This window comes from Kitasatospora papulosa (assembly GCF_000717245.1).
Taxonomy (GTDB): Bacteria; Actinomycetota; Actinomycetes; order Streptomycetales; family Streptomycetaceae; genus Streptomyces; species Streptomyces papulosus.
Genome location: NZ_JNYQ01000006.1, coordinates 252,895 through 271,931, shown reverse-complemented (window position 1 = coordinate 271,931; position 19,037 = coordinate 252,895). Strand labels below are relative to the sequence as shown.

At 73.2% G+C, this 19,037-nt stretch carries 12 protein-coding genes and 1 pseudogene; 3 read left to right on the top strand and 10 right to left on the bottom strand.

Translation table 11 applies throughout. The annotated features are described in order from the left end of the window. Positions 1-49 precede the first annotated feature (49 nt). Both IA22_RS0120060 and IA22_RS0120055 read left to right on the top strand, forming a co-directional pair. Entirely contained in the window at positions 50-856 is an 807-nt protein-coding gene (locus IA22_RS0120060) for a M15 family metallopeptidase (RefSeq protein WP_014157472.1), read from the top strand. A gap of 115 nt (positions 857-971) precedes the next feature. After that, entirely contained in the window at positions 972-1,319 is a 348-nt protein-coding gene (locus tag IA22_RS0120055; protein WP_030124350.1) for an Mpo1-like protein, read from the top strand. A 125-nt stretch (positions 1,320-1,444) separates the two neighbouring features. On the opposite strand, the gene IA22_RS0120050 is transcribed toward IA22_RS0120055, so the two are convergent. The 4 genes from IA22_RS0120050 to IA22_RS0120035 are packed head-to-tail and all read right to left on the bottom strand — an operon-like array spanning position 1,445 to position 5,710. Further along, the gene (locus IA22_RS0120050) at positions 1,445-2,050 is read right to left on the bottom strand and encodes a GTP-binding protein (protein WP_014157470.1); all 606 of its coding nucleotides are present in this window, start codon (positions 2,048-2,050) and stop codon (positions 1,445-1,447) included. Continuing rightward, positions 2,031-2,468 carry a DUF742 domain-containing protein gene (locus IA22_RS0120045; RefSeq protein WP_014157469.1) on the bottom strand — a complete coding sequence of 146 codons (438 nt, stop codon included), beginning with the start codon at positions 2,466-2,468 and terminating at the stop codon, positions 2,031-2,033. Before IA22_RS0120045 ends, IA22_RS0120050 begins: the two co-directional genes overlap by 20 nt. A 9-nt stretch (positions 2,469-2,477) precedes the next feature. After that, on the bottom strand, positions 2,478-2,921 hold the full coding sequence (locus tag IA22_RS0120040) for a roadblock/LC7 domain-containing protein (protein ID WP_014157468.1): 444 nt from the start codon (positions 2,919-2,921) through the stop codon (positions 2,478-2,480). Continuing rightward, entirely contained in the window at positions 2,918-5,710 is a 2,793-nt protein-coding gene (locus IA22_RS0120035; protein WP_015576311.1) for a sensor histidine kinase, read from the bottom strand. The genes IA22_RS0120040 and IA22_RS0120035 overlap by 4 nt, the downstream gene beginning before the upstream one ends. Positions 5,711-6,220: 510 nt before the next feature. On the opposite strand from IA22_RS0120035, the gene IA22_RS0120030 reads away from it, so the two are divergent. Continuing rightward, positions 6,221-6,694, top strand: a complete 474-nt coding sequence (locus tag IA22_RS0120030; protein ID WP_015576312.1) for a hypothetical protein — start codon at positions 6,221-6,223, stop codon at positions 6,692-6,694. A 15-nt stretch (positions 6,695-6,709) separates the two neighbouring features. Here IA22_RS0120030 and IA22_RS0120025 read toward each other — a convergent pair whose 3' ends face one another. The 6 genes and pseudogenes from IA22_RS0120025 to IA22_RS38275 all read right to left on the bottom strand — a co-directional run bounded on the left by IA22_RS0120025 (position 6,710) and on the right by IA22_RS38275 (position 19,023). Next, entirely contained in the window at positions 6,710-11,461 is a 4,752-nt protein-coding gene (locus IA22_RS0120025; protein WP_015576313.1) for a hypothetical protein, read from the bottom strand. Between the two features lie 52 nt (positions 11,462-11,513). Beyond that, on the bottom strand, positions 11,514-12,425 hold the full coding sequence (locus IA22_RS0120020) for a hypothetical protein (RefSeq protein WP_030124348.1): 912 nt from the start codon (positions 12,423-12,425) through the stop codon (positions 11,514-11,516). A gap of 67 nt (positions 12,426-12,492) precedes the next feature. Beyond that, positions 12,493-14,019: a hypothetical protein gene (locus tag IA22_RS0120015; protein ID WP_030124347.1), complete on the bottom strand. Its 1,527-nt coding sequence runs from the start codon at positions 14,017-14,019 to the stop codon at positions 12,493-12,495. 57 nt (positions 14,020-14,076) lie between these two features. Continuing rightward, positions 14,077-17,688 (bottom strand): hydantoinase B/oxoprolinase family protein, encoded by a 3,612-nt coding sequence (locus IA22_RS0120010; protein WP_030124346.1) that lies wholly within the window; start codon positions 17,686-17,688, stop codon positions 14,077-14,079. After that, a complete protein-coding gene (locus IA22_RS37165; protein WP_051694818.1) occupies positions 17,685-18,152 on the bottom strand; it encodes a hypothetical protein in 468 nt (155 codons plus the stop codon). Before IA22_RS37165 ends, IA22_RS0120010 begins: the two co-directional genes overlap by 4 nt. Next, positions 18,149-19,023, bottom strand: a pseudogene (locus IA22_RS38275) (glycosyltransferase). Before IA22_RS38275 ends, IA22_RS37165 begins: the two are co-directional and overlap by 4 nt. Positions 19,024-19,037: the final 14 nt, after the last annotated feature.

Here is a 19,037-nt window from a genome sequence, read left to right as displayed (position 1 = left end):
ATCCGATCGCTCTTCTCTTGCGGCGCCGAAGCTGATAGACGGTGTGCCCATGACAGGAATTGCTCGTGCTCTCCGTACCCTGGCCGCCGCCGGCGCCGCTCTGCTCGCCGTGACGGCCGCCGCCCCGGTCGCCGCGGCCAGGCCCGAACCAAAGGCTCCGCCGGAGTTCGTCGACCTGCGCTCCGTCGATCCGACGATCATCACGGAGATGCGCTACACGACCGCGCACAACTTCATGGGTGAGCCGGTGGACGGCTACCGGCAGCCCGTCTGCATCCTGACCCGGCCCGCGGCTCTCGCACTGCGCACGGCCCAGCGGAGCCTTCTGCGCCAGGGCTACTCGCTCAAGGTGTACGACTGCTACCGGCCGCAACGCGCCGTCGACCACTTCGTGCGCTGGGCGAAGGACCTCGACGACCAGTCCATGAAGGACGAGTTCTATCCGCAGGTCGACAAGACGCGGCTGTTCGAGGACGGTTACATCGCGGAGAAGTCCGGACACAGCCGGGGCGGCACGGTCGACCTCACCCTGGTCAAGCTGCCCGCGTCGCCGACCCGGCCGTACGAGCCGGGCGAGGAGCTGGCGCCGTGCTATGCGCCCCGGGGTGAGCGCTTCCCGGACAACTCGGTGGACATGGGAACGGGATACGACTGTTTCGACACCCTGTCGCACACGGACGACCCCCGGGTGCAGGGGGTACAGCGCGCCAACAGGCAGTTCCTCAAGTCGACGCTCTCGGCTTCGGGCTTCGTGAACCTCGCCGAGGAGTGGTGGCACTTCACCTACAGGCCCGAGGTCTTCCCCGACACGTACTTCGACTTCCCCGTGGCGCGCCGCTCCGTCGCGGGGCACTGAGCCGAGGACGGTGGAAGGGCGACCGGGACCACCCCCGTGGGCTCCGGCCGCCCTTCTTCTTCTCGGACGCCGAACCGGCGTGTCCGGTTGCCGGTCGAGCCGTTACGGTGCCTCCATGTCACAACAGACGTTCGAGTCGTACGAAGAGTTCTGGCCGTACTACGTCGCCATGCACTCCAGGGCGGCGACCCGTTGGGTGCATCTGACCGGGACGCTGACCGGTCTCGCGCTCACCGCGTACGGTCTGGCGCGCGGCCGCAAGCGGTACGCCCTGGCCCTGCCCCTGATCGGGTACGGGACGGCGTGGCCGGCGCACTTCCTGATCGAGAAGAACAATCCGGCGACGTTCGGGAACCCCGCGTGGTCGCTGCGCGGCGACGCGCAGATGATCCGGATGATGCTCGCCGGCCGGGACGGCGAGCTCGCCGACACCGCGGCCCGGTGGCTCGCCGAGAACAGGTGATCTCCTGGTGCGCACAGGGTTGACGGGCCGTCACTCCGGGTGAAGACTCCTTCCACGCCCGCCCCCCGCACCGTACGCGCGGTCCGTACCCCAGTCGGCGGGGGTACGGACCGCGTCCGGTGCCGTCAGGTGGCCGCGGGCTCCCTGACCCGGTCGGCGTGCACCATGGCGTGCTCGACGACCGCGACGAGGACGTCCCGTACGGCCGCCTTGTCGCGCGCGTCGCAGATCAGCACCGGCACCTCGGGGTCGAGGTCGAGTGCGGCCCGCACCGTCTCCACCGGGAACTGCTCGGCGCCCTCGAAGAGGTTGACGGCGACCGTGAAGGGGATCGCCCGGCGCTCGAAGTAGTCGACGGCCGCGAAGCAGTCCTCGAGCCTCCGGGTGTCCGCGAGGACCACCGCCCCGAGGGCGCCCTGCGCCAGCTCGTCCCAGAGGAACCAGAAGCGGTCCTGCCCGGGGGTGCCGAAGAGGTAGAGGACGAGGTCCTCGCGCAGGGTGATGCGGCCGAAGTCCATCGCCACGGTGGTGGTGCTCTTGCCCTCGACCCCGGCGACGTCGTCGACGGGGCGGCCCGCCTCGCTCAGCCGCTCCTCCGTGCGCAGCGGTCTGATCTCGCTGACCGCCCCGACCAGGGTCGTCTTGCCCACACCGAAGCCGCCCGCCACCAGGATTTTCAGGGTAACGGGCTCGACGGGCCGCTTTCTGCGGCTAGAGCGCCCGAAGGCCATTGATCACCTCGCGAAGAATGCTCACGTCCGGCAGCTCGGCCGGCGGAACGGGACGGGTGACGTGCACCAGTTCGTCCTCGACGAGGTCACCCACCAGGACCCGGACCACCCCGACGGGGAGGTCCAGTCCGGAGGCGAGTTCGGCGATCGACTGGGGCATGTCGCTGCACAGTTCGACGATCTCCACGTGTTCCGGGGAGAGCGTCTGGTCCCTGCCGGGATCGTCGGCCGCCGGTTCGGGGACGACGATCGCGATCAGGTCGAGACGATGACGGGACGCGCTGCTGGTACGCCCCCGGGTCATCGCGTAGGGCCGGACCACCGGACCCGCTTCGGCGTCGTACCAGCGCGAGGATCCCGCTTCGGCGGGAGCGGGCGGTGATCCGGGCGCGGCGTCCCGGACGGAGTCTGCGCTCATCCCCTCGCCTCACCCTCCGGCGGACAGACCGGTGGTCCGGGGTGCGTTGGCCAGGTGGACCCCCACGCGCTTGACCATCAGGGTCATCTCGTACGCCACCTGTCCGACGTCCGAGTCCGACTCGGCCAGGACGGCGAGGCAGCTGCCGTCACCCGCCGCGGTGACGAAGAGGAACGCCTCGTCGAGTTCGACCACGGTCTGCCGGACCCGGCCGGCGTCGAAGTGACGGCCGACCCCCTTGGCCAGGCTGTGGAATCCGGAGGCAACGGCAGCCAGGTGCTCGCTGTCCTCGCGGGTCAGGTCCTGGGACGTTCCGGTGGCGAGGCCGTCGCTGGAGAGGACCAGCGCCTTGCGGATGCTCGCGACGCGCTCGACCAGTTCGTCGAGGAGCCAGTTGAGTTCGCCGGAGCCCTGGCGTGCGGCGTTGTGTGCTGCTGCGTTCGGTGCGGTCATCGACCGTCCCCTCCCGGAGTGGTTCCTGGTGCTGTCTCGCCGGGGCCGGTCACGTCCTCGGCGTTCTGCCGACGGCCGCGCTGCCAGCCGCGTTGTAGCGAGGCCATGCGATTGCGTACTTCGTCCGCGTCACGTTCGAGGTCGTCGTCGGTGTCCGCGGGGGCGTGGCCGGAAGTCCGTCCTGCGGAGTCCTCCCGGAGCTGTGGGGCGAGGCTGGCCTGCCGGACCCTGCGCGGGAGGCCGCCGATCGTGTCCGGCGCCGCCGGCCGGGGTGCGGACCTGAGCCGTACCGGGGGACCGTCGGCAGGGGCCGCTCCCTGACCGGACCCGGCGGCCGTCCCGCCCGAGCCGCCGTCCGGGGGGAATCCGTCGGCAGCGCCGTGGTGGGAACGGCCCGCGTCGCCGATGCGGCGTCCCTGGTCGGCGACGAGCGTCGGCGGCTTGCGGCGCGGCAGGGGGACGGGCCCCGCGGGCCGCATCGGCCTGACGTCCGCGGTACGGCCGTCGGACGCCTGCTGGTGCTGCTCCCGGTCGGCTTCACGCCGCAGGTCACGGGCCCGGAAGATGCCACCGCGCTCGCTCTCGGTGTCCTCCAGGTCGGACACACCGTCCAGGACGGGCCCGAGAGCCGGATCGAGCTCCCGGTCCCGTGCCGGGTCGGTGAAGCCGAGTGTGCCCACGGGTCCTTCGAGTTCGACCGGGCCGTTCAGCACGGACGGGTCGGTGAGACCGGTGGGGACCGGGGAGAGTCCCGAGGGCCTGCCCGGGACGTCGGTGTCCGCGATACCGTCCCTGCGGGCCTTGTCGCTGCCGGGCGCGTTCCTGCCCGGCCGCCCGCCGCCGATCGCCTTCTCGGCCCGCCGGTCGAGGCGGAAGCCGGTGCCGTGCGTGTCGGGGGCGTCGGTGAGCAGTTGCGCCGGGATGAAGACGACCGCGGTCGTCCCTCCGTACGGTGAGGTCTGCAGCGACACCCTGACGTTCTGACGCTGGGCGAGCCGGCTGACGACGAAGAGGCCGAGCCGGTCGGTGTCGGAGAGCTCGAAGTCGGGCGTCTCCGCGAGTCTCAGATTGGCGTCCAGGAGGATTTCCGGCGCCATGCCGAGGCCTCGGTCGTGGATCTCCAGGGTGAAGCCGTTGGCGACCCGTTCGCCGTGCACCTGGACCGCGGTGTGCGGGGGCGAGAACACCGTGGCGTTCTCCAGCAGTTCGGCGATCAGGTGGGTGAGGTCGGCGACGGCCGGGCCGCCGACGCCGATGCGGGGCAGGCGGCGGACCTCGATGCGCTCGTAGTCCTCCACCTCCGCGACCGCGGCCCGCACCACGTCCATCAGCTGGATCGGCTTGCGCCACTGACGGGACGGCGCCGCCCCGGAGAGGATCACGAGCCCTTCCGCGTGGCGGCGCATACGGGTGGTGAGGTGGTCGAGGCGGAAGAGGTCGGCGAGTTCGTCGCCGTTCTCGGTGCGCCGTTCCATGGTGTCAAGGAGCGTCAGCTGGCGGTGCAGGAGAACCTGGTTGCGGCGTGCGAGGTTGACGAAGACCTCGGACACCCCGCGGCGCATGTCGGCCTGCTTGACCGCGGCCTCGACCGCGGCCCGTTGCAGGGTGTTGAGCGCCTGTCCGACCTGGCCGATCTCATCGCGCTCGTAGCTCAGGTGGGGGGCTTCGGTCTCCACGTCGACCTGTTCGCCCGCGGCCAGCCGCCGCATGACGCTGGGGAGCCGCACCCCGGACACCTCGTGGGCGTCCTTGCGCAGCCGGGAGAGGTCACGGACGAGCTCGCGTCCCACGCGTACCGAGACGAAGACGGAGACGAGCAGGGCGACGAATCCCAGGACTCCGGCGACACCGGCCCGGATCAGGACCCGGTATCCGGCGGGTTCCGCGCGGTCCTGGAAACGGACGGACATCTCGGTGCCGTCGTTCGCCAGGCGCTCCAGGACCGGCGGGGCGACCTCCTCCCAGCGCGCGGAGTCGACGGCGCCCGGCTCGGTGATCGGCCCCGCCGCGATGAGCTTCTGCTCGGTGGTCCGGAGCGGCTCGGTGTCGGGGCTGTCCCAGTACTGCTCCATGCGCGTGCGTTCGCTCGCCGGCAGGAGTTCGAGGTTGACCTCGTACAGGAGCTTGCGGCTGGCGGCGAGGTCGGAGACGGCGCGGAGTTCCGGGGCGCCGAGGCGTCCCGCGATGAGGCCGGAGGCGATCAGCGCGTCCTCGCGGGAGAGCATCTCGCGGGCCCGGGAGACGCCGACCAGGGCCCGGACCTGCTTGTCCATCGAGACGTTCTCCATCGTGTGGAGACCGTTGAGGAAGCGGTAACAGGGGTCGACGAGACCGTTGTAGAAGGCGAGCGTCCTGGTCCGGTCGATGGTGCGCCTCTCGACGGATCCGCGCAGCGCGTCCAGACCGTCGATCTCACCGAGGATCGCGTCGAGCTGGGCCTCCGACTCGGGACTGAGCTTGTCCCGGATGTCCTTGCTCCTCGCGCTCTGCCTGACGTCGGCCACGACACGGTCGGTCACGGCGCGCCGGCGGCGCAGAAGGGGAAGGGCGTCGGAGGCACGGGGGTCGGCCAGGAAGACGAGAGTCTGGCGGCGTTCGCCCTGGACCGCGCGGATGGTGTCCTCCAGCGGGTGGCCGACCTCCTCCACGATGGCACTGGCGCCCATCAGCTCGCCGGCTTCCCTGCCGGTGACGTAGGTGGCGAAGACCCAGAGGCCCGTGAGGGAGGCGAGCGGCACCAGGAGCAACGCCACGATCTTCCTGCGGATGGACTTCCCGCGAAAGCGCATGGCCTCCCCCAGCTCGGCCCCGCACCGCGGGGGTGTTCGTGTCGGCGTCCCGGGCGGTTCCGGCTGCCCGGTCTTCCTGCGTGTTCCGGCGTTCTGCCGCGGTCCACCGGGCGCCTGCCCCGTGTTCCGTCAACAAACGGCGCGAGCCTACTACTGACTCCCCGGTAACTCGAAGGCGTGTCCGGACGATTTCCGGCCGCTCTTTCCTGCGGTTGTTCACCCGTTGTCCTGGTATTCCCTGCGAAGAAGTTCGCGAAAGCGACAGAGAATCGCTGGAGGGACGCGGCGCATCCACACAAGGCAGTTGGCTGGAATTCTTCGTTCCGTGACCTTTCAGGGCTGGTTGATGCCTCTTGGCGGGAATCTTCACCGCCTTGCGTTCGTCCGTACGTACGGGGCAGAAGAACCTCACGGGGGCGTGTGCGACGGACGAACCGCTCGGTCCGCGTAGAACGGACGCGAGGCGGGAAGCCACCCCTTGTGCCGGACACTGATGGGGAGTTGAGGTCCTTGGACACGGACAAGCGCCGGGGGACGACGGCACCGCCGGCGACCGGCGCACCACCGGATGCCGCGTCCGCGGCCGGTGCCAGGATTCCGCGGCAGTTGTGGGTCGAGGAACCCGCGACACGGCGGAGAATGCCGGACCCGGTGAGAACAGCGGCCGTACGGGCCGTTCTCATCATGTCGCTGACCATCATTCAGGCCTTGGTGGCCTTCCTGTGCACGATGGCCGGGTCCTGGCTCGCCTTTCCCATGGTGCTGGGTGGTGTGGCGAGCACGGTGGTGGCCACGTGGTCGGTGCTGGACGTCTGGGTGACCCGGCAGGTGTGGAACCAGCGCAACGGCGTGGTCTCCGTACCCAGCAGCACGGCGCGGCGTATGCGCCGGGAGCGGCGGATCGCCAGGCGCGGCGCCCGGGCGAGGGCGCGCGGGGAGGCACGGATACGACGCCGGGGCGAAGGCAGGCTCTCGCGGGCCTGACCTCCGCCCCGGCTCCTAACGGCCGTCGGAGGCAGGTGCGGGGTCCAGGTGCGCGTCCGGGCGCGTGTCCGTCATCTCCGCGCGCATCTCGGGGACGGCCGCCGCCGGAGCGTTCCCGCCCGACCCGCCGGTCCTCTTGAACATGCGCGTCGCGGTGATCTCGCCGTGGACGGTCTCGCCCTCGGGGTCCTGCTGCGGCAGACCGGGCCTGAGGTGCTCCTCCACACTGATGTACTTCAGTCCCGCCCTCAGGTCCGCGTCGTTGCGGAGGCGGATGACCAGCGGGAACTCGGCGAGCGCCGTGGTGTCGAACAGCCCCGTCGTGTACAGCAGCTGGACACCCAGCGCGTCGGAGACCGCGCGCTGCAGCTCGAGCAGGTACGTGGCGTTGGCCCGGCCGATGGGGTTGTCGAGGAAGAGCGTGCCGGCGTGCCGGTGCCGGTCTCGGCCCCGGTCGTTGCTGCGCAGGGCCGCCATCGTGCAGTACAGCGCGATCGCGGCGGTGAGCAGCTGCCCGCCGGAGAAGACGTCGCCCATCTGTCCGACCGGGACGCGCTCGGCACGGAGTACCGCGTCCGGCTTGAGGATCTCGACGGCGATGCCCTTGGGCTGCAGTGCCGCCTGCACACCGCGCAGCAGCAGGGACATACCGTCCCGGCGCAGGTCGGAGTTCTTCTTGAGGGCCGCGTGCGTGGCCTCGTCGATGACCTCGCCGAGCCTCTCGGTGAGCGTGGCCTGGTCGGGTTCCTCGAAGCGGATCCGCAGGAACTCCTGGCCGGACCACTCCCCCAGCCCTTCGGGGAGCCGGGAGAGCCGCTGCGCGGAGCGGAGCGTCGTGAGGGCCGACTCGACCAGGCCGCGGAGCCGGTCGACGATGGACTCGCGGTTGCGCTCCAGCTGGGCCAGCTCGTCGGTGAGCACACGCAGCCTGGGCGCGAAGGCCGCGGCCCACTTCTCGGCGTGGTCGGGGAGTGCCGCCGCGGGGAGTTCCCTGATCTGCTGCCGCGCGGGGGTGCGGACCTGTTCGTACCGGGTGGAGTTGGCGTGCCGTACGAGGACGTCGCTCGCCTCGCGTACGGAACTCTCCGCCGCCGAGAGGTCGGTGGCGCAGCCGCGCAGTGAACGGCGCGCCTCGGTGGCGGACTGCCTGGCTTCCTCGAGGGTCCCCGGGTAGGGGTCGGGGGACTCGGTCTCGTCGTCCGGGCCGTGGTCCCTGAGCAGGTCGCGCAGAAGTGCGGCGGTCTCGTCGAAGCCGCTCGCGGAGTCCTCGGCGGTGCGGTGGGCCCGCAGCAGTTCGGCGTGGGCCGCACGCGCGGTGTCCAGCGCCTGGGTGGCGGAGGCGAGTTCGGCCGTCGCCGTGCGGAGCAGGGTCTGCGCCTGGTCGGCGTCGGCCGGGGCGAGATCGGCGGGCAGCTCGGTGTGGTGGGAGGCCTCGTCCGCGGGGGCGAGCCGTTCGGCCTCGCCCCGCAGCCGGCCGAGCTGTTCGCTGGCCGTCGACGCACGGGTCTCCAGGAGCTGGACCAAGGACTCGGCGCGGGCGGAGGCGGCCTGCCGGGAAGGTCCGTCGGCTCCGTCGGTCCCTTCGAGGAGCTGGGCGGCGCGGGTGCGGACCTTGTTGGTCAGCCGGTCGAGTTCGGCGAGAGCGGCGCTCTCGTCGCTCTCGGCGCGCGCCTGCTCGGCGCGCAGGTCCGCTCCGACGCCCACCTTCTCGTACAGGCGGGAGGCCGCCCGGTACGCCTCGCGGAGGGCGGGCAGGGAGGTGCGTGCGGCGGAGGCGTCGGGCTCCGGCAGGGATTCGGGGGCGCCCGCGATCTCGGCCCGCTCGGCGCGCAGGGCGCGGGCGGTGCGGTGGGCGTCGTCCGCGGCACGCTGGGCGGCCCGGCGGTCCTCGTCGGCGGCGCGTGCCCGCTCGAGGTACGACGTGGCCCGTGCCTCGGACTCGGCGGCCTCGTCGGTCAGTTCACGCAGACGCGCCTGCCAGCCCGCCCGGTCGCGGAGCCGGTGGGCGAGTCCGGCGAGCGCGTCCGCGGCGCGGCGTGCGCGCTGCGCCGCCTCCTGGCGTTCGTCGCGGACCCTCGCCGCGTCGGCTGCGGCCTCGTCGGCCTCCGCTCGCACGGTGCGGGCCTCGGCCAGCTCCGCTTCGGCGGTCTCCGCGGCGGCCCGGGCGATGCGGGCGGCTTCACCGAGCTCGGCGAGCATGCCGGGCGGGCAGTCGGCACGCCAGGAGCCGATGCGGGCGGCGAGGGAGCGGTCGGCGGTGAGCCGGGCGGCGAGCGACCTGATGTCCTCGTCGCGTGCCGCGGCCCGCTCCCTCAGCGCCTGGCGCTCCTCGTCGGCGGCGTGTTCGTCGTGCATCGCGGGGTTGGGCGGGACGAGGAACACGCCGTCGTCGCCGCCGGACGCGGGTACGGGCGCGAGGAGGGCGGTGGTGGTGCCGACGGCCACGGCCGACCTCGGCAGCAGGGCGGCGGCGGCCAGGACCTCGCGGGCGCGGGTGTGCGCGTCCGGGTCGGTGATGACGACGCCGTCGACGAGCTCGGGCCGGGCGGCCAGGACCGCCGCGTGGTCGGCGGGGTCCACGGCCTGCGCGAGGTAGCGCCAGCCGGGCAGGGCGGGGATGCCGTGCTCGCCGAGGTATTCGACGGTGGCGAGGACGTCCGGCCCCGGGGGCAGCAGTCCCCCGTCGCCGAGGGCACCGAGGATGCGGGAGTCGTCGGCGGCGGCGGTGCGCAGGTCGAAGAGCCTGCGTTCGGCCGCGGTGACGCCCTTCTCCAGGAGCTCCTTCAGCTCGTCGGCGCTGTGGTCGAACTCCTCGGCGGTGAGGGACCGGGCATCGCCGGAAGCCGCTTCGTGCGGGCCGTCGGTGGTGGCGTCCGTCCCGGCGGCGGGGCTGCGGGGGTGGGGAACGCCTGCTCCGGCCGCCGCGGGCAGACCCAGCAGGTCGGTGAGCCGGTGGTCGGCGGCGATCGACTCCGCGGCCCTGCGCTCGGCCTCGTAGGACTGTTCCGCGGCCCGGGCGGCGTCGGCCGCGCGGGCTGCCGCGAGCTCGGTGCGGCTCTCCGCCGCCCCGGCTTCCCGGGCCTGGTCGGCGGTGGCCCGGGCGGCTTCCCGCGCGGTGTCCCAGGCTGCGACAGCGGCCTGTTCGGCGTCGTTCGCGGCGAGGGCCGCGCGGGCCGGGTCGGCGTCCGGCGCGGTGTCGTCGAGCCAGCCGGCCCGCACGGCCTCCGCGGTCTCCTGCTCGACCTCGGAGAGGCGCTGGCGCAGGTGCCCGGCCTCGCTGCGGGCGCGCTGGGCCTCGGTGGCGGCGGTGGTGGCGTCCCGGTGCGCCGTCTCGCCGGTGGACTGGAGGATCGCCGAGCGCTCCTCCTCCTCCTCGGCCACCCGCTCCCCCGCCTCCGCGGCGGTGTGCAGGGCGCGTACGAGGTCGGCGGCGGCCGTGGCGCGTGCGGCGAGGGCGGGGGCGGCGTCGCGCTCGGCCTCCCGGATCGCCACGGCGACGCGCGCGGAGCGGTCCGCCGCGGCCCGGTGGCGCAGGACCGCTTCGGCGGCCTGCCACGCGGAGTGCAGGGTGCGCGCCTCGACCAGCTCACGGCGCTGGGCGGCAGCGCTCTTCTCGGCGGCGGTCAGGGCCAGCGAGGCGTGCCGGTAGGCCAGTTCGGCCGCGATCAGACCACGGTGGCCCCGGGTCGCCTCGGCCTCGGTGACGGTGTGGGCGGCGGCGGTGACCTGCTGGGCGAGCTCGCCGGTGCGGCCGCGTTCCTCGGCGGCCCGGCCGGAGAGCCTGCGGGCGAGGGTACGGGTGCGCCGCTCGGCACCGGCGTGGACGTCGCGGCTGCGGGCCCTGGCCGCGGTGGCGTCGACGATCCGGCCGAGCAGGTCGACGGAACCGGCGGTGAAGTCGCGTTCGGCGGTGAGCTCGGCGCGGCGGCCGAGTTTGTTGCCGAAGCCGCTGACGAGGTCGGCGAGGCCGTCCGTGTCGCGGGTGTCGGTGACGGCCCGCAGCAGCAGGTCGGTGAAGTCGGAGTCCTTCTTCACGGCGAAGAGGCCGGCGGCCTCGCCCTCGTCGGCGTTCATCTCCCGCTGGTAGCGGAAGAGTTCGGGGTCGAGTCCGAGGTCGCCGAGGTGTTCGTTCCAGCGGTCGTGGATCTCTTCCCAGTGCACGTCGAGGTGCGGGTAGAACTTGCCGGCGTCCGTGAGGGCGTCGCGGAACCCCTTCATGGTGCGGCGCCTGCCGCGTGCCGCCGAGGCCCCTTCGGCGGGCCGGCCCACCGCGCCGGCCTCGGAGACGGGCAGGCTGTCGAGGCTGAGCCCCGGGCCCGGACGGAAGGAGTACCAGGCCTCGGCGAACTTGCGCGGGTCGTTGGAGACCTGACGGCCGCGCCATTCGCTCACCTTGCCGACGACGACGCACTCACCGGTGAGCGTGTGCTGCCACTCCAGGGCGACGTGTCCGCAGTCGTCGGCGAGCAGGAACTTGCGCAGCACGCCAGAGCTGGCTCCGCCCAGCGTGTTGCGGTGCCCCGGCAGCATCACCGAGAAGATCAGCTTGAGCAGGACCGACTTGCCGCCGCCGTTCTCCAGGAACAGCACGCCCGCGGGCGCCGGGCGCCGTGGTGGGCCGACGGGCTCGTCCTCGAAGAACTCGGCCTGGGCCGGGGCGGGCCTGGGCACGGGCTCACCGACTCCGCGCAGGTCCAGCACGGTGTCGGCGTAGCGCGCACCGGCGGGTCCGATGGAGTAGAGGCGGACCCGGGACAACTCGTACATGGCGGCGGACTCTCGTCGTTCAGGCGGGGCGGGCGGCTGCGGCTGGGGCGGTTCAGGAGTGGAAGGGGAGGCCCGCGTCGGCGGCCAGTTCCAGGCCCTCGGTGTCGGGCGGGGGCAGCAGGGTGGCCGAGCCGTCCGTGACCGGGACGACTCCGAGCTCCAGCAGCTCGGCCATGGCGGCGCTGCCCGCCATGTCGCGTACCTGGAGCTGGTATCGGGCCGTGGTGCGGTAGGCGCCGCCCGCGTCGTCCCCGGTGCGCTGGAGGAAGCCGGAGTCGGTGAGGAAGGCGACGGCCTTGCCGATGATGCCGGTCGTCGAACCGGCCAGCCTGCGGGCGTCCTTGGTCGCTCCGGTGGCACTGCGGCGGGCGTAGATCCGCCATCCCGATTCCAGGCCGGGGGCGTCGGTGGCGGGGTCGGTGTTGTCGCCCTGTTCCTCCGCGCGTTCCTCCAGCCGGTGGCACGCCTGCCGGACGAAGGCGTCGATGCCGTTGACCGTGATGCGGCCGATGTAGGAGTCGTCGGCCAGGTCCTCGGGCCGCGGAAAGGCCATGGCGGCGACGGCGAGGTGGGCCAGGCCGTGCAGGAAGCGGTCGGCGGAGTCGGAGGAGGCGCGGCGGGCGTAGTCGCCCATCCGCACGGCGAAGACCGAGTCCTCGCCGGCGGTCACGGCCATACCGGCGCGGGTGGAGACCTCCAGGACGACGAGTCCGAGGCCGGTGGCGACGGCGTCGGCCAGCCGGGCGAAGGCGGGCTCCTCCCGGTAGCGGCGGAGCAGCTCGGTGTATTCGGCGTCGCGGGCGGGCATCAGCTTCGGCTGCAGCCCGAAGGAGACCAGCCTGGCCGCGTCCGCGGCGTCCGCCGGGGTGACAGCGGCGGGAGCGGCCGGCCGCGCGGCGTCGGCCGCGTGCGCGGGGGACGGGTCTCCCCACGCGTCGGTGTGCTCGGCGTGCTGCTCGCTCAACTCTGTGACTCCTCGGTGCGGGTGCCGCGCTCGGGCGGCAGGGGGTGGGGGGACGGGCCGTGGACGCTCACGACGCGTCCTTGCGGTCCGCGGCCATGCCCGCCGCGTCCAGCAGGGCGGTGCCCACTATCAGGTCGGCTCCGCCGAACTCGTGGTCCTCGAGCGGGGTGCCGTCGTCGACGGCGAACAGCAGCCGGCGCTCGCCCTGGCGGTAGGCCGTGCCGACCGGCGGGCTGGCGGCGTGGACGGCGAGCAGCGCGACCAGGTAGGGAAGCTCGGGGTCACGCAGCCGGGCCTCGGCGAGGAGGCCGGAGAGCCGCCGTGGGACGTCGTGGTCCAGGTCGAGCAGTTCCATGGCGGCGGAGAGCTGTTCCTCGCTGAACCGGCTGTCGTCCGGGGTGGCGATGAGGTCGGGCTCGGGCATCTCCGCGCCCAGGTGCTCGCGCTCCACCGGGGGCATGAGCAGCAGGTCGACGAGGTCGCCGACGCGGACGGACGTGGGGGTGCGCAGCCCGGTGCCGTGCGCGAAGAACGCGTCGGTCGCCCGGGTCGCCTGCTCGACGGGGAGCGGGAGCAGCGGTACGACGAGCTGGCCGTACAGGTCGAGGCCCGTGCGCGCGGTGGGGGTGGCGAAGGCCTGTCTGTCCTGCTCGGCGCGGAACAGCGGCCCGGCCTCCAGCAGCCGGGACTGGAGCTGGGTGTGGCGGCGGATGCAGTCCTTGACGATGTCGACGAGCTCGGCGGCGCGGCGCTTGTTCTCGGGTTCCTCGGCCTCGTCCCTGGCCTTGCGGATGTTGGTGAGGATCGCGTTCTCGTGGCGGTAGCGGTCGGCGACGTGGTCCAGGGCCTCGGTGATCATGTCGGGGACCGCGTTGAGCCAGTCGACGGCGCGGACGTTGCGCCGGGTCGCCTCCAGGGTCCTGCGAAGCGTCTCGGCGTACTGCACGGTGCGGTAGCGGGCCTGCTCGGCGGCGAGCTGCGCGTCCGCGAGGCGGCCCCTGCTGACGAGGACCTCCAGCTTCACCTCGGCGGCGATCTGGGCGCTGGTGACGTCCGTGTCCAGGGCGCCGACCAGGACGTTGACCGCCTCGTCGGTGGCGCGGAGGTAGACGGTGCCGCCGTGGCCCGGGACCTCCTCGACGAGCTTGAAGTCGTAGTCCCGGCGGACGTAGACGCCGTCGGGCCCGAAGGTGCCGTACACGGCGCGGAAGCCCCGGTCCACGCTGCCGACGTTGATCAGGTTCTCCAGGACCCAGCGCGCGACCCGTTCGTGCTCGGCGACCGGCCGGCCGGGCGCCTGGGCCGCGACCCGCGGGAGGAGCCGGGCCACTATCTGGTCGTGGTCGGCACCGGTGTCGAAGTCCATGTTGAGCGTGACGAGGTCGATGGCGGCGAGGGCGACTTCGGCCATGGCGTAGACCGTGTACTCACCGGCCAGATTGGCCTTACGCACGTCGAGGTCGTGCAGGGGGGCGGTGCAGGCGAGCGCGCGCAGCCGACGCGAGAGCCCCTCATCGGCGGCGGGTCCCGGAGCGGGCCTCGGTCCCGCGCTGAGCTGGGGCGCAGCGGTCTGGGTGTCGGCAGGCGAAGTCACGCTGCACAGATTAGGTCCTCACACCGACAACGGTCGAAACGGCGCAGAAGCGACCGGTCACGGGCGGCCGTAGCCACCGCCTCCGGGGGTGCGCAGCACGAGGACGTCCCCGGTGTCCAGTGCGGCCGTGTCGCACCCTTCGAGGGGGGTCACGGTCCTGCCGTCGGCCCGTTCGACGTACTGCTCGCCGAGGGCTCCGGGGCCGCCTCCCGCCATGCCGTACGGCGGGACCCGGCGGTGTCCCGACAGCAGGGCCACGGTGACGGGTTCGAGGAAGCGGATCCTGCGTTCCGCCCCGCTGCCGCCGTGCCAGCGGCCCGTACCGCCGCCGGCCCCGCGCACGCAGAAGCTCTCCAGCAGCACCGGGTAGCGCCATTCGAGGATCTCGGGGTCGGTGAGCCGGGAGTTGGTCATGTGGGTCTGGACCGCGTCGGCCCCGTCGAACCCCTCGCCCGCGCCGGAGCCGCTGGCGACGGTCTCGTAGTACTGGATCCGGTCGTTGCCGAAGGTGAGGTTGTTCATGGTGCCGGACCCCTCGGCCTGTACGCCCAGGGCCGCGTACAGGGCGCCTGTGACGGCCTGGGAGGTCTCCACGTTCCCCGCGACGGTCGCCGCCGGGTGGACGGGAGCCAGCATCGATCCTTCCGGGACGCGGATGTCCAGGGGCTTCAGGCAGCCGCTGTTGAGCGGGATGTCCTCCTCGACCAGGGTCCGGAACACGTAGAGGACGGCGGCCGTGACCACGGACCGGGGGGCGTTGAAGTTGCCGCCCTGCTGGGGCGAGGTCCCCTCGAAGTCGATGACGGCGCGGCGCGCTTCGCGGTCCACGTCCACCCGGACCGCGATGACCGCCCCGTTGTCGGTCTCGTAGCGGCAGGAGCCGTCGCGCAGCCCGGCCACGATCCGGCGTACGGACTCCTCGGCGTTGTCCTGGACGTGGCCCATGTAGGCCTCGACGACGTCCTGGCCGAACTGCCGGGTCATGCGGCGCAGTTCCGTGATGCCCTTCTCGTTGGCCGCGATCTGGGCGCGCAGGTCGGCGAGGTTGGTGTCGGGATCGCGGGAGGGGTGGGCGGCGCCGGTGAGCAGGCGCCGGGTCTCGGCCTCGCGGAGCGTGCCGTCGCGCACGAGGAGCCAGTTGTCGAACAGGACGCCCTCCTCGTCGACGGTGCGGCTGAAGGCGGGCATGGAACCGGGGGTGATGCCGCCGATCTCCGCGTGGTGGCCGCGCGAGGCCACCAGGAAGCGCAGCCGGGCCCGCTCCCCGTGCGCGGGCTCGTCGAACACCGGGCTGACGACGGTCACATCGGGCAGGTGCGTCCCGCCGTGGTACGGGTCGTTGACGGCGTAGACGTCGCCGGGCCGCAGGGTGCCCGCGTTGCGCCGGAGCACCTCCTCGATGGACTCCCCCATCGACCCGAGGTGCACCGGGATGTGCGGGGCGTTGGCCACCAGGCCGCCGTCCGCGTCGAACAGGGCGCAGGAGAAGTCCAGGCGCTCCTTGATGTTGACGGAGTGGGCGGTGTTCTCCAGTCGTACGCCCATCTGCTCGGCGATCGACATGAAGAGGTTGTTGAACACTTCGAGCATGACGGGGTCCACCCGGGTCCCGACGGCCGTCCGGCCCGGTCTCGGTTCGGCCCGGCTCAGCACGAGGTGCCCGGCCGTCCCGGCCGTGGCCTGCCAGCCGGGGTCGACGACGGTGGTGGCGTCGTCCTCGGCGACGACGGCGGGCCCCCTCACGACGTCCTCCGCGCGCAATGTGTCGCGGCGGTGCAGCGCGGCGTCCCGCCATCCGTCCCCGGTGAACATCCTGACGGTGCCGAGGGGCCTCGGCGGCCCCTCCCCGGTACGCACAGCGGTCCGGGGCGCGGTGTGCGGGCCGGCGGTTCCGGTGGCCTCCACGGAGACGGCCTCGGCCACCAGGGGTTTGTCCATGGTGAAGCCGTACCGCGCCCGGTGTGCCTCGGTGAACTCCCGTGCCATGGCCGCGACGGTGCCGTGGGCGACGGGCAGGGAGGCGTCCGTCCCGGCGTACCGCAGGAGGATCCGTGCCCGGGTGGTGACGGCGCTGTCGGGGATGCCGTCGGCACGGAGCTCCGCGCGCGTCCGCTCCGCCAGGTCGTCGCGGACCGCGCGGACGCGCCGCGCCGAGTCCTCGTCCAGGGCCGCCTCGACGGACTGTTCGCGCATCGCGGTGGCGTCGGCGAGGCCGATCCCGTACGCGGACAGGACGCCGGCCAGCGGCGGTACGAGGACGGTGCCGACGCCCAGGGCGTCGGCGACGGCGCAGGCGTGCTGTCCTCCGGCGCCGCCGAAGGAGGTGAGGGCGTAGCGGGTGATGTCGTGGCCGCGCTGTACGGAGATCTTCTTGACCGCGTTCGCCATGTTCAGCACGGCGATCTCCAGGAACCCGGCGGCCACCTCGGCGGCCGTGTGTCCGCTCCCCGTGGCGGCCGACACCTCCTCGGCCAGGGCGTCGAAGCGCTCACCGACGAGACCCGCGTCGAGTGGCTGGTCGCCCCCGGGCCCGAAGACGGCGGGGAAGTGCTCGGGGCGGATGCGGCCGAGCATCACGTTGGCGTCGGTGACGGTGAGCGGCCCGCCCCGGCGGTAGCAGGCGGGGCCCGGGTCGGCCCCGGCCGAGTCGGGGCCGACCCGGTAGCGCCGTCCGTCGAAGTGCAGGACGGACCCTCCGCCGGCCGCGACGGTGTGGATGCTCATCATGGGCGCGCTCATCCGCACCCCTGCCACCTGGGTGCCGAGTTCGCGTTCGAACTCGCCCGCGTAGTGGGAGACGTCGGTGGAGGTGCCGCCCATGTCGAAGCCGATGACCCGGTCGTGGCCGGCCTGGGCGGACGTGCGCACCATCCCGACCACGCCGCCCGCGGGACCGGAGAGCACGGCGTCCTTGCCCCGGAAGTGCGCGGCCTCGCGCAGCCCGCCGTTGGACTGCATGAACATGAGCCTGATCCCCGCGAGTTCGGCGGCCACCTCCTCGACGTACCGACGCAGGATCGGTGAGAGGTAGGCGTCGACGACCGTGGTGTCGCCGCGCGGGATCAGTTTGATCAGCGGGCTGACCTCGTGCGAGCAGCTGATCTGGGTGAAACCCGCCCGCGCCGCCTCCTCCGCCACCGCTCGCTCGTGGTCCGGGTACCGGTAGCCGTGCATGAGCACGACGGCGGCGCTGCGGATGCCGTCCCCGGCGACGGCTTCGAGCCGTTCGGCCACGACGGCGCGGTCGAGTGCCCGTACCACGGCTCCCCGCGCGTCGGTCCGCTCCGGGACCTCGACGACCCGGTCGTAGACGGCCTCGGGGAGCAGGATGCGCCGGTCGAACAGGCGGGGCCGGTTCTGGTAGGCGATGCGCAGGGCGTCCCGGAAGCCTTCGGTGATGACCAGAGCGGTCGGCTCGCCCCGTCGTTCCAGGAGCGCGTTGGTCGCGACCGTCGTGCCCATCTTGACGCCCGCGACCCGGTCGGCGGGGACCGGGTCGTGGGGTCCGAGGCCGAGCAGCAGACGGATTCCGGCGACCGCGGCGTCGCGGTGGCGTCCCGGGTCGTGCGACAGCAGCTTGCGGGAGACCAGCCGGCCGCCGGGGTCACGTCCCACCACGTCCGTGAACGTGCCGCCGCGGTCGATCCAGAACTCCCAGCGTCCGGTCATCCCTCCATTCTGGCCCGGGGGACGGACCTCCGCAGAAACGGCGTACGGGGCAATCCGTCCAGCGCTTCGCGCAGGGCCCGCTCCGCCCGCGCGTCGAGCTGCCGGCTCGTGCCGCGTGCCCGGTGGCCGATCTCGGTGGTCGCGAGGCCGAGCAGTCGGGGCAGCAGATCGGTGCTGCGCCTGGCGAGCCGGCCGGTGCCCTCGGTGGCCGGCCAGAGCACCGCGGCGGCGCGGGTGGGCGTGGGCTGCCGCGGCTCGCGTCCCGGCGGGGATCCGAGGGCCAGGTCGCGTTCGGCGAGCAGCCGGTGGAATCCCGCGGCCAGTCTCCGGTGACCCCGCTCGCCCGGGTGGAGCCGGTCCAGCTCCACAGTGAACGGTCCTCGGTCCAGGCCCGGTCCGAAGGCAGGCGTGACGAAGTTCGCGAGCCGCACGATCCTGAGCCCGCCGGAGGCCTTCCCGGTCATGCGGCCACCGCCGTCCGGCCGCCGAGGACCTCGTCGTAGTGGCCCAGGAGCTGGTCGCCGACGGCTTCCCAGGTGCGGCCCTCGACAGCGGCCCGCGCAGTCCGGCCGAAGGCCCGGGAGCGCGGGGTGTCCGCGCCGCGCGCAGCGGCGCCTCGCTCGGTCCGTCGCCGACGACCACGACGCGTAGCTCCGGCAGTGAGCAGGCGCCGGCGAGGAGTTCGACGTGCTTCTCGGGGGCGAGACGTCCGGCGTATCCGATGATCTTCTCCCCGCCGGGGGCGAGGGCGCGGCGGAGGGCTTCGTCGCGCAGTCCGGGGCGGAACCGTGCGGTGTCCACTCCGCGCGGCCACAGTCGCACCCCGGGGACTCCGTGGTCGGTGAGGTCGCGCTGTGCGGCGGTCGGGGGGGCCAGGGTGAGGTCGGCGGCGCTGTGCACGGCGCGCATCCGGCGCCAGGCGGCGCCCTCCCCGGTGCCGAGGTAGGTACGGGCGTAGCCGGCCAGGTCGGTCTGGTGGACGGCCACGGCGGGCAGCCCCAGCCGGGCGGCGACCGCCATGCCGCGCACCCCGAGGACGAACGGGCCGGCCAGGTGGATGAGTTCGGCGCGGTGCCGGGTGAGCGCGGCGGCGAGCCGCCGGCCGGGAAGGGCCACGCGGACCTGCGGGTAGCCGGGCAGGGGCAGCGAGGGAACCCGGACCACGGGGCAGGGGTCGTCGGTGGACGCGGAGCCGGTGGGTGCCGTCGCCCCGGCGGGGGCGATGACGAGCGGCCGGTGGCCACGGGCGGCGAGGTGCCGGGCGGTCTGCAGGGTGCGGTGGGCCACGCCGTTGACGTCGGGCGGGAAGGATTCGGTGACGATGACGACACGCATACGGGTGTTGTCAC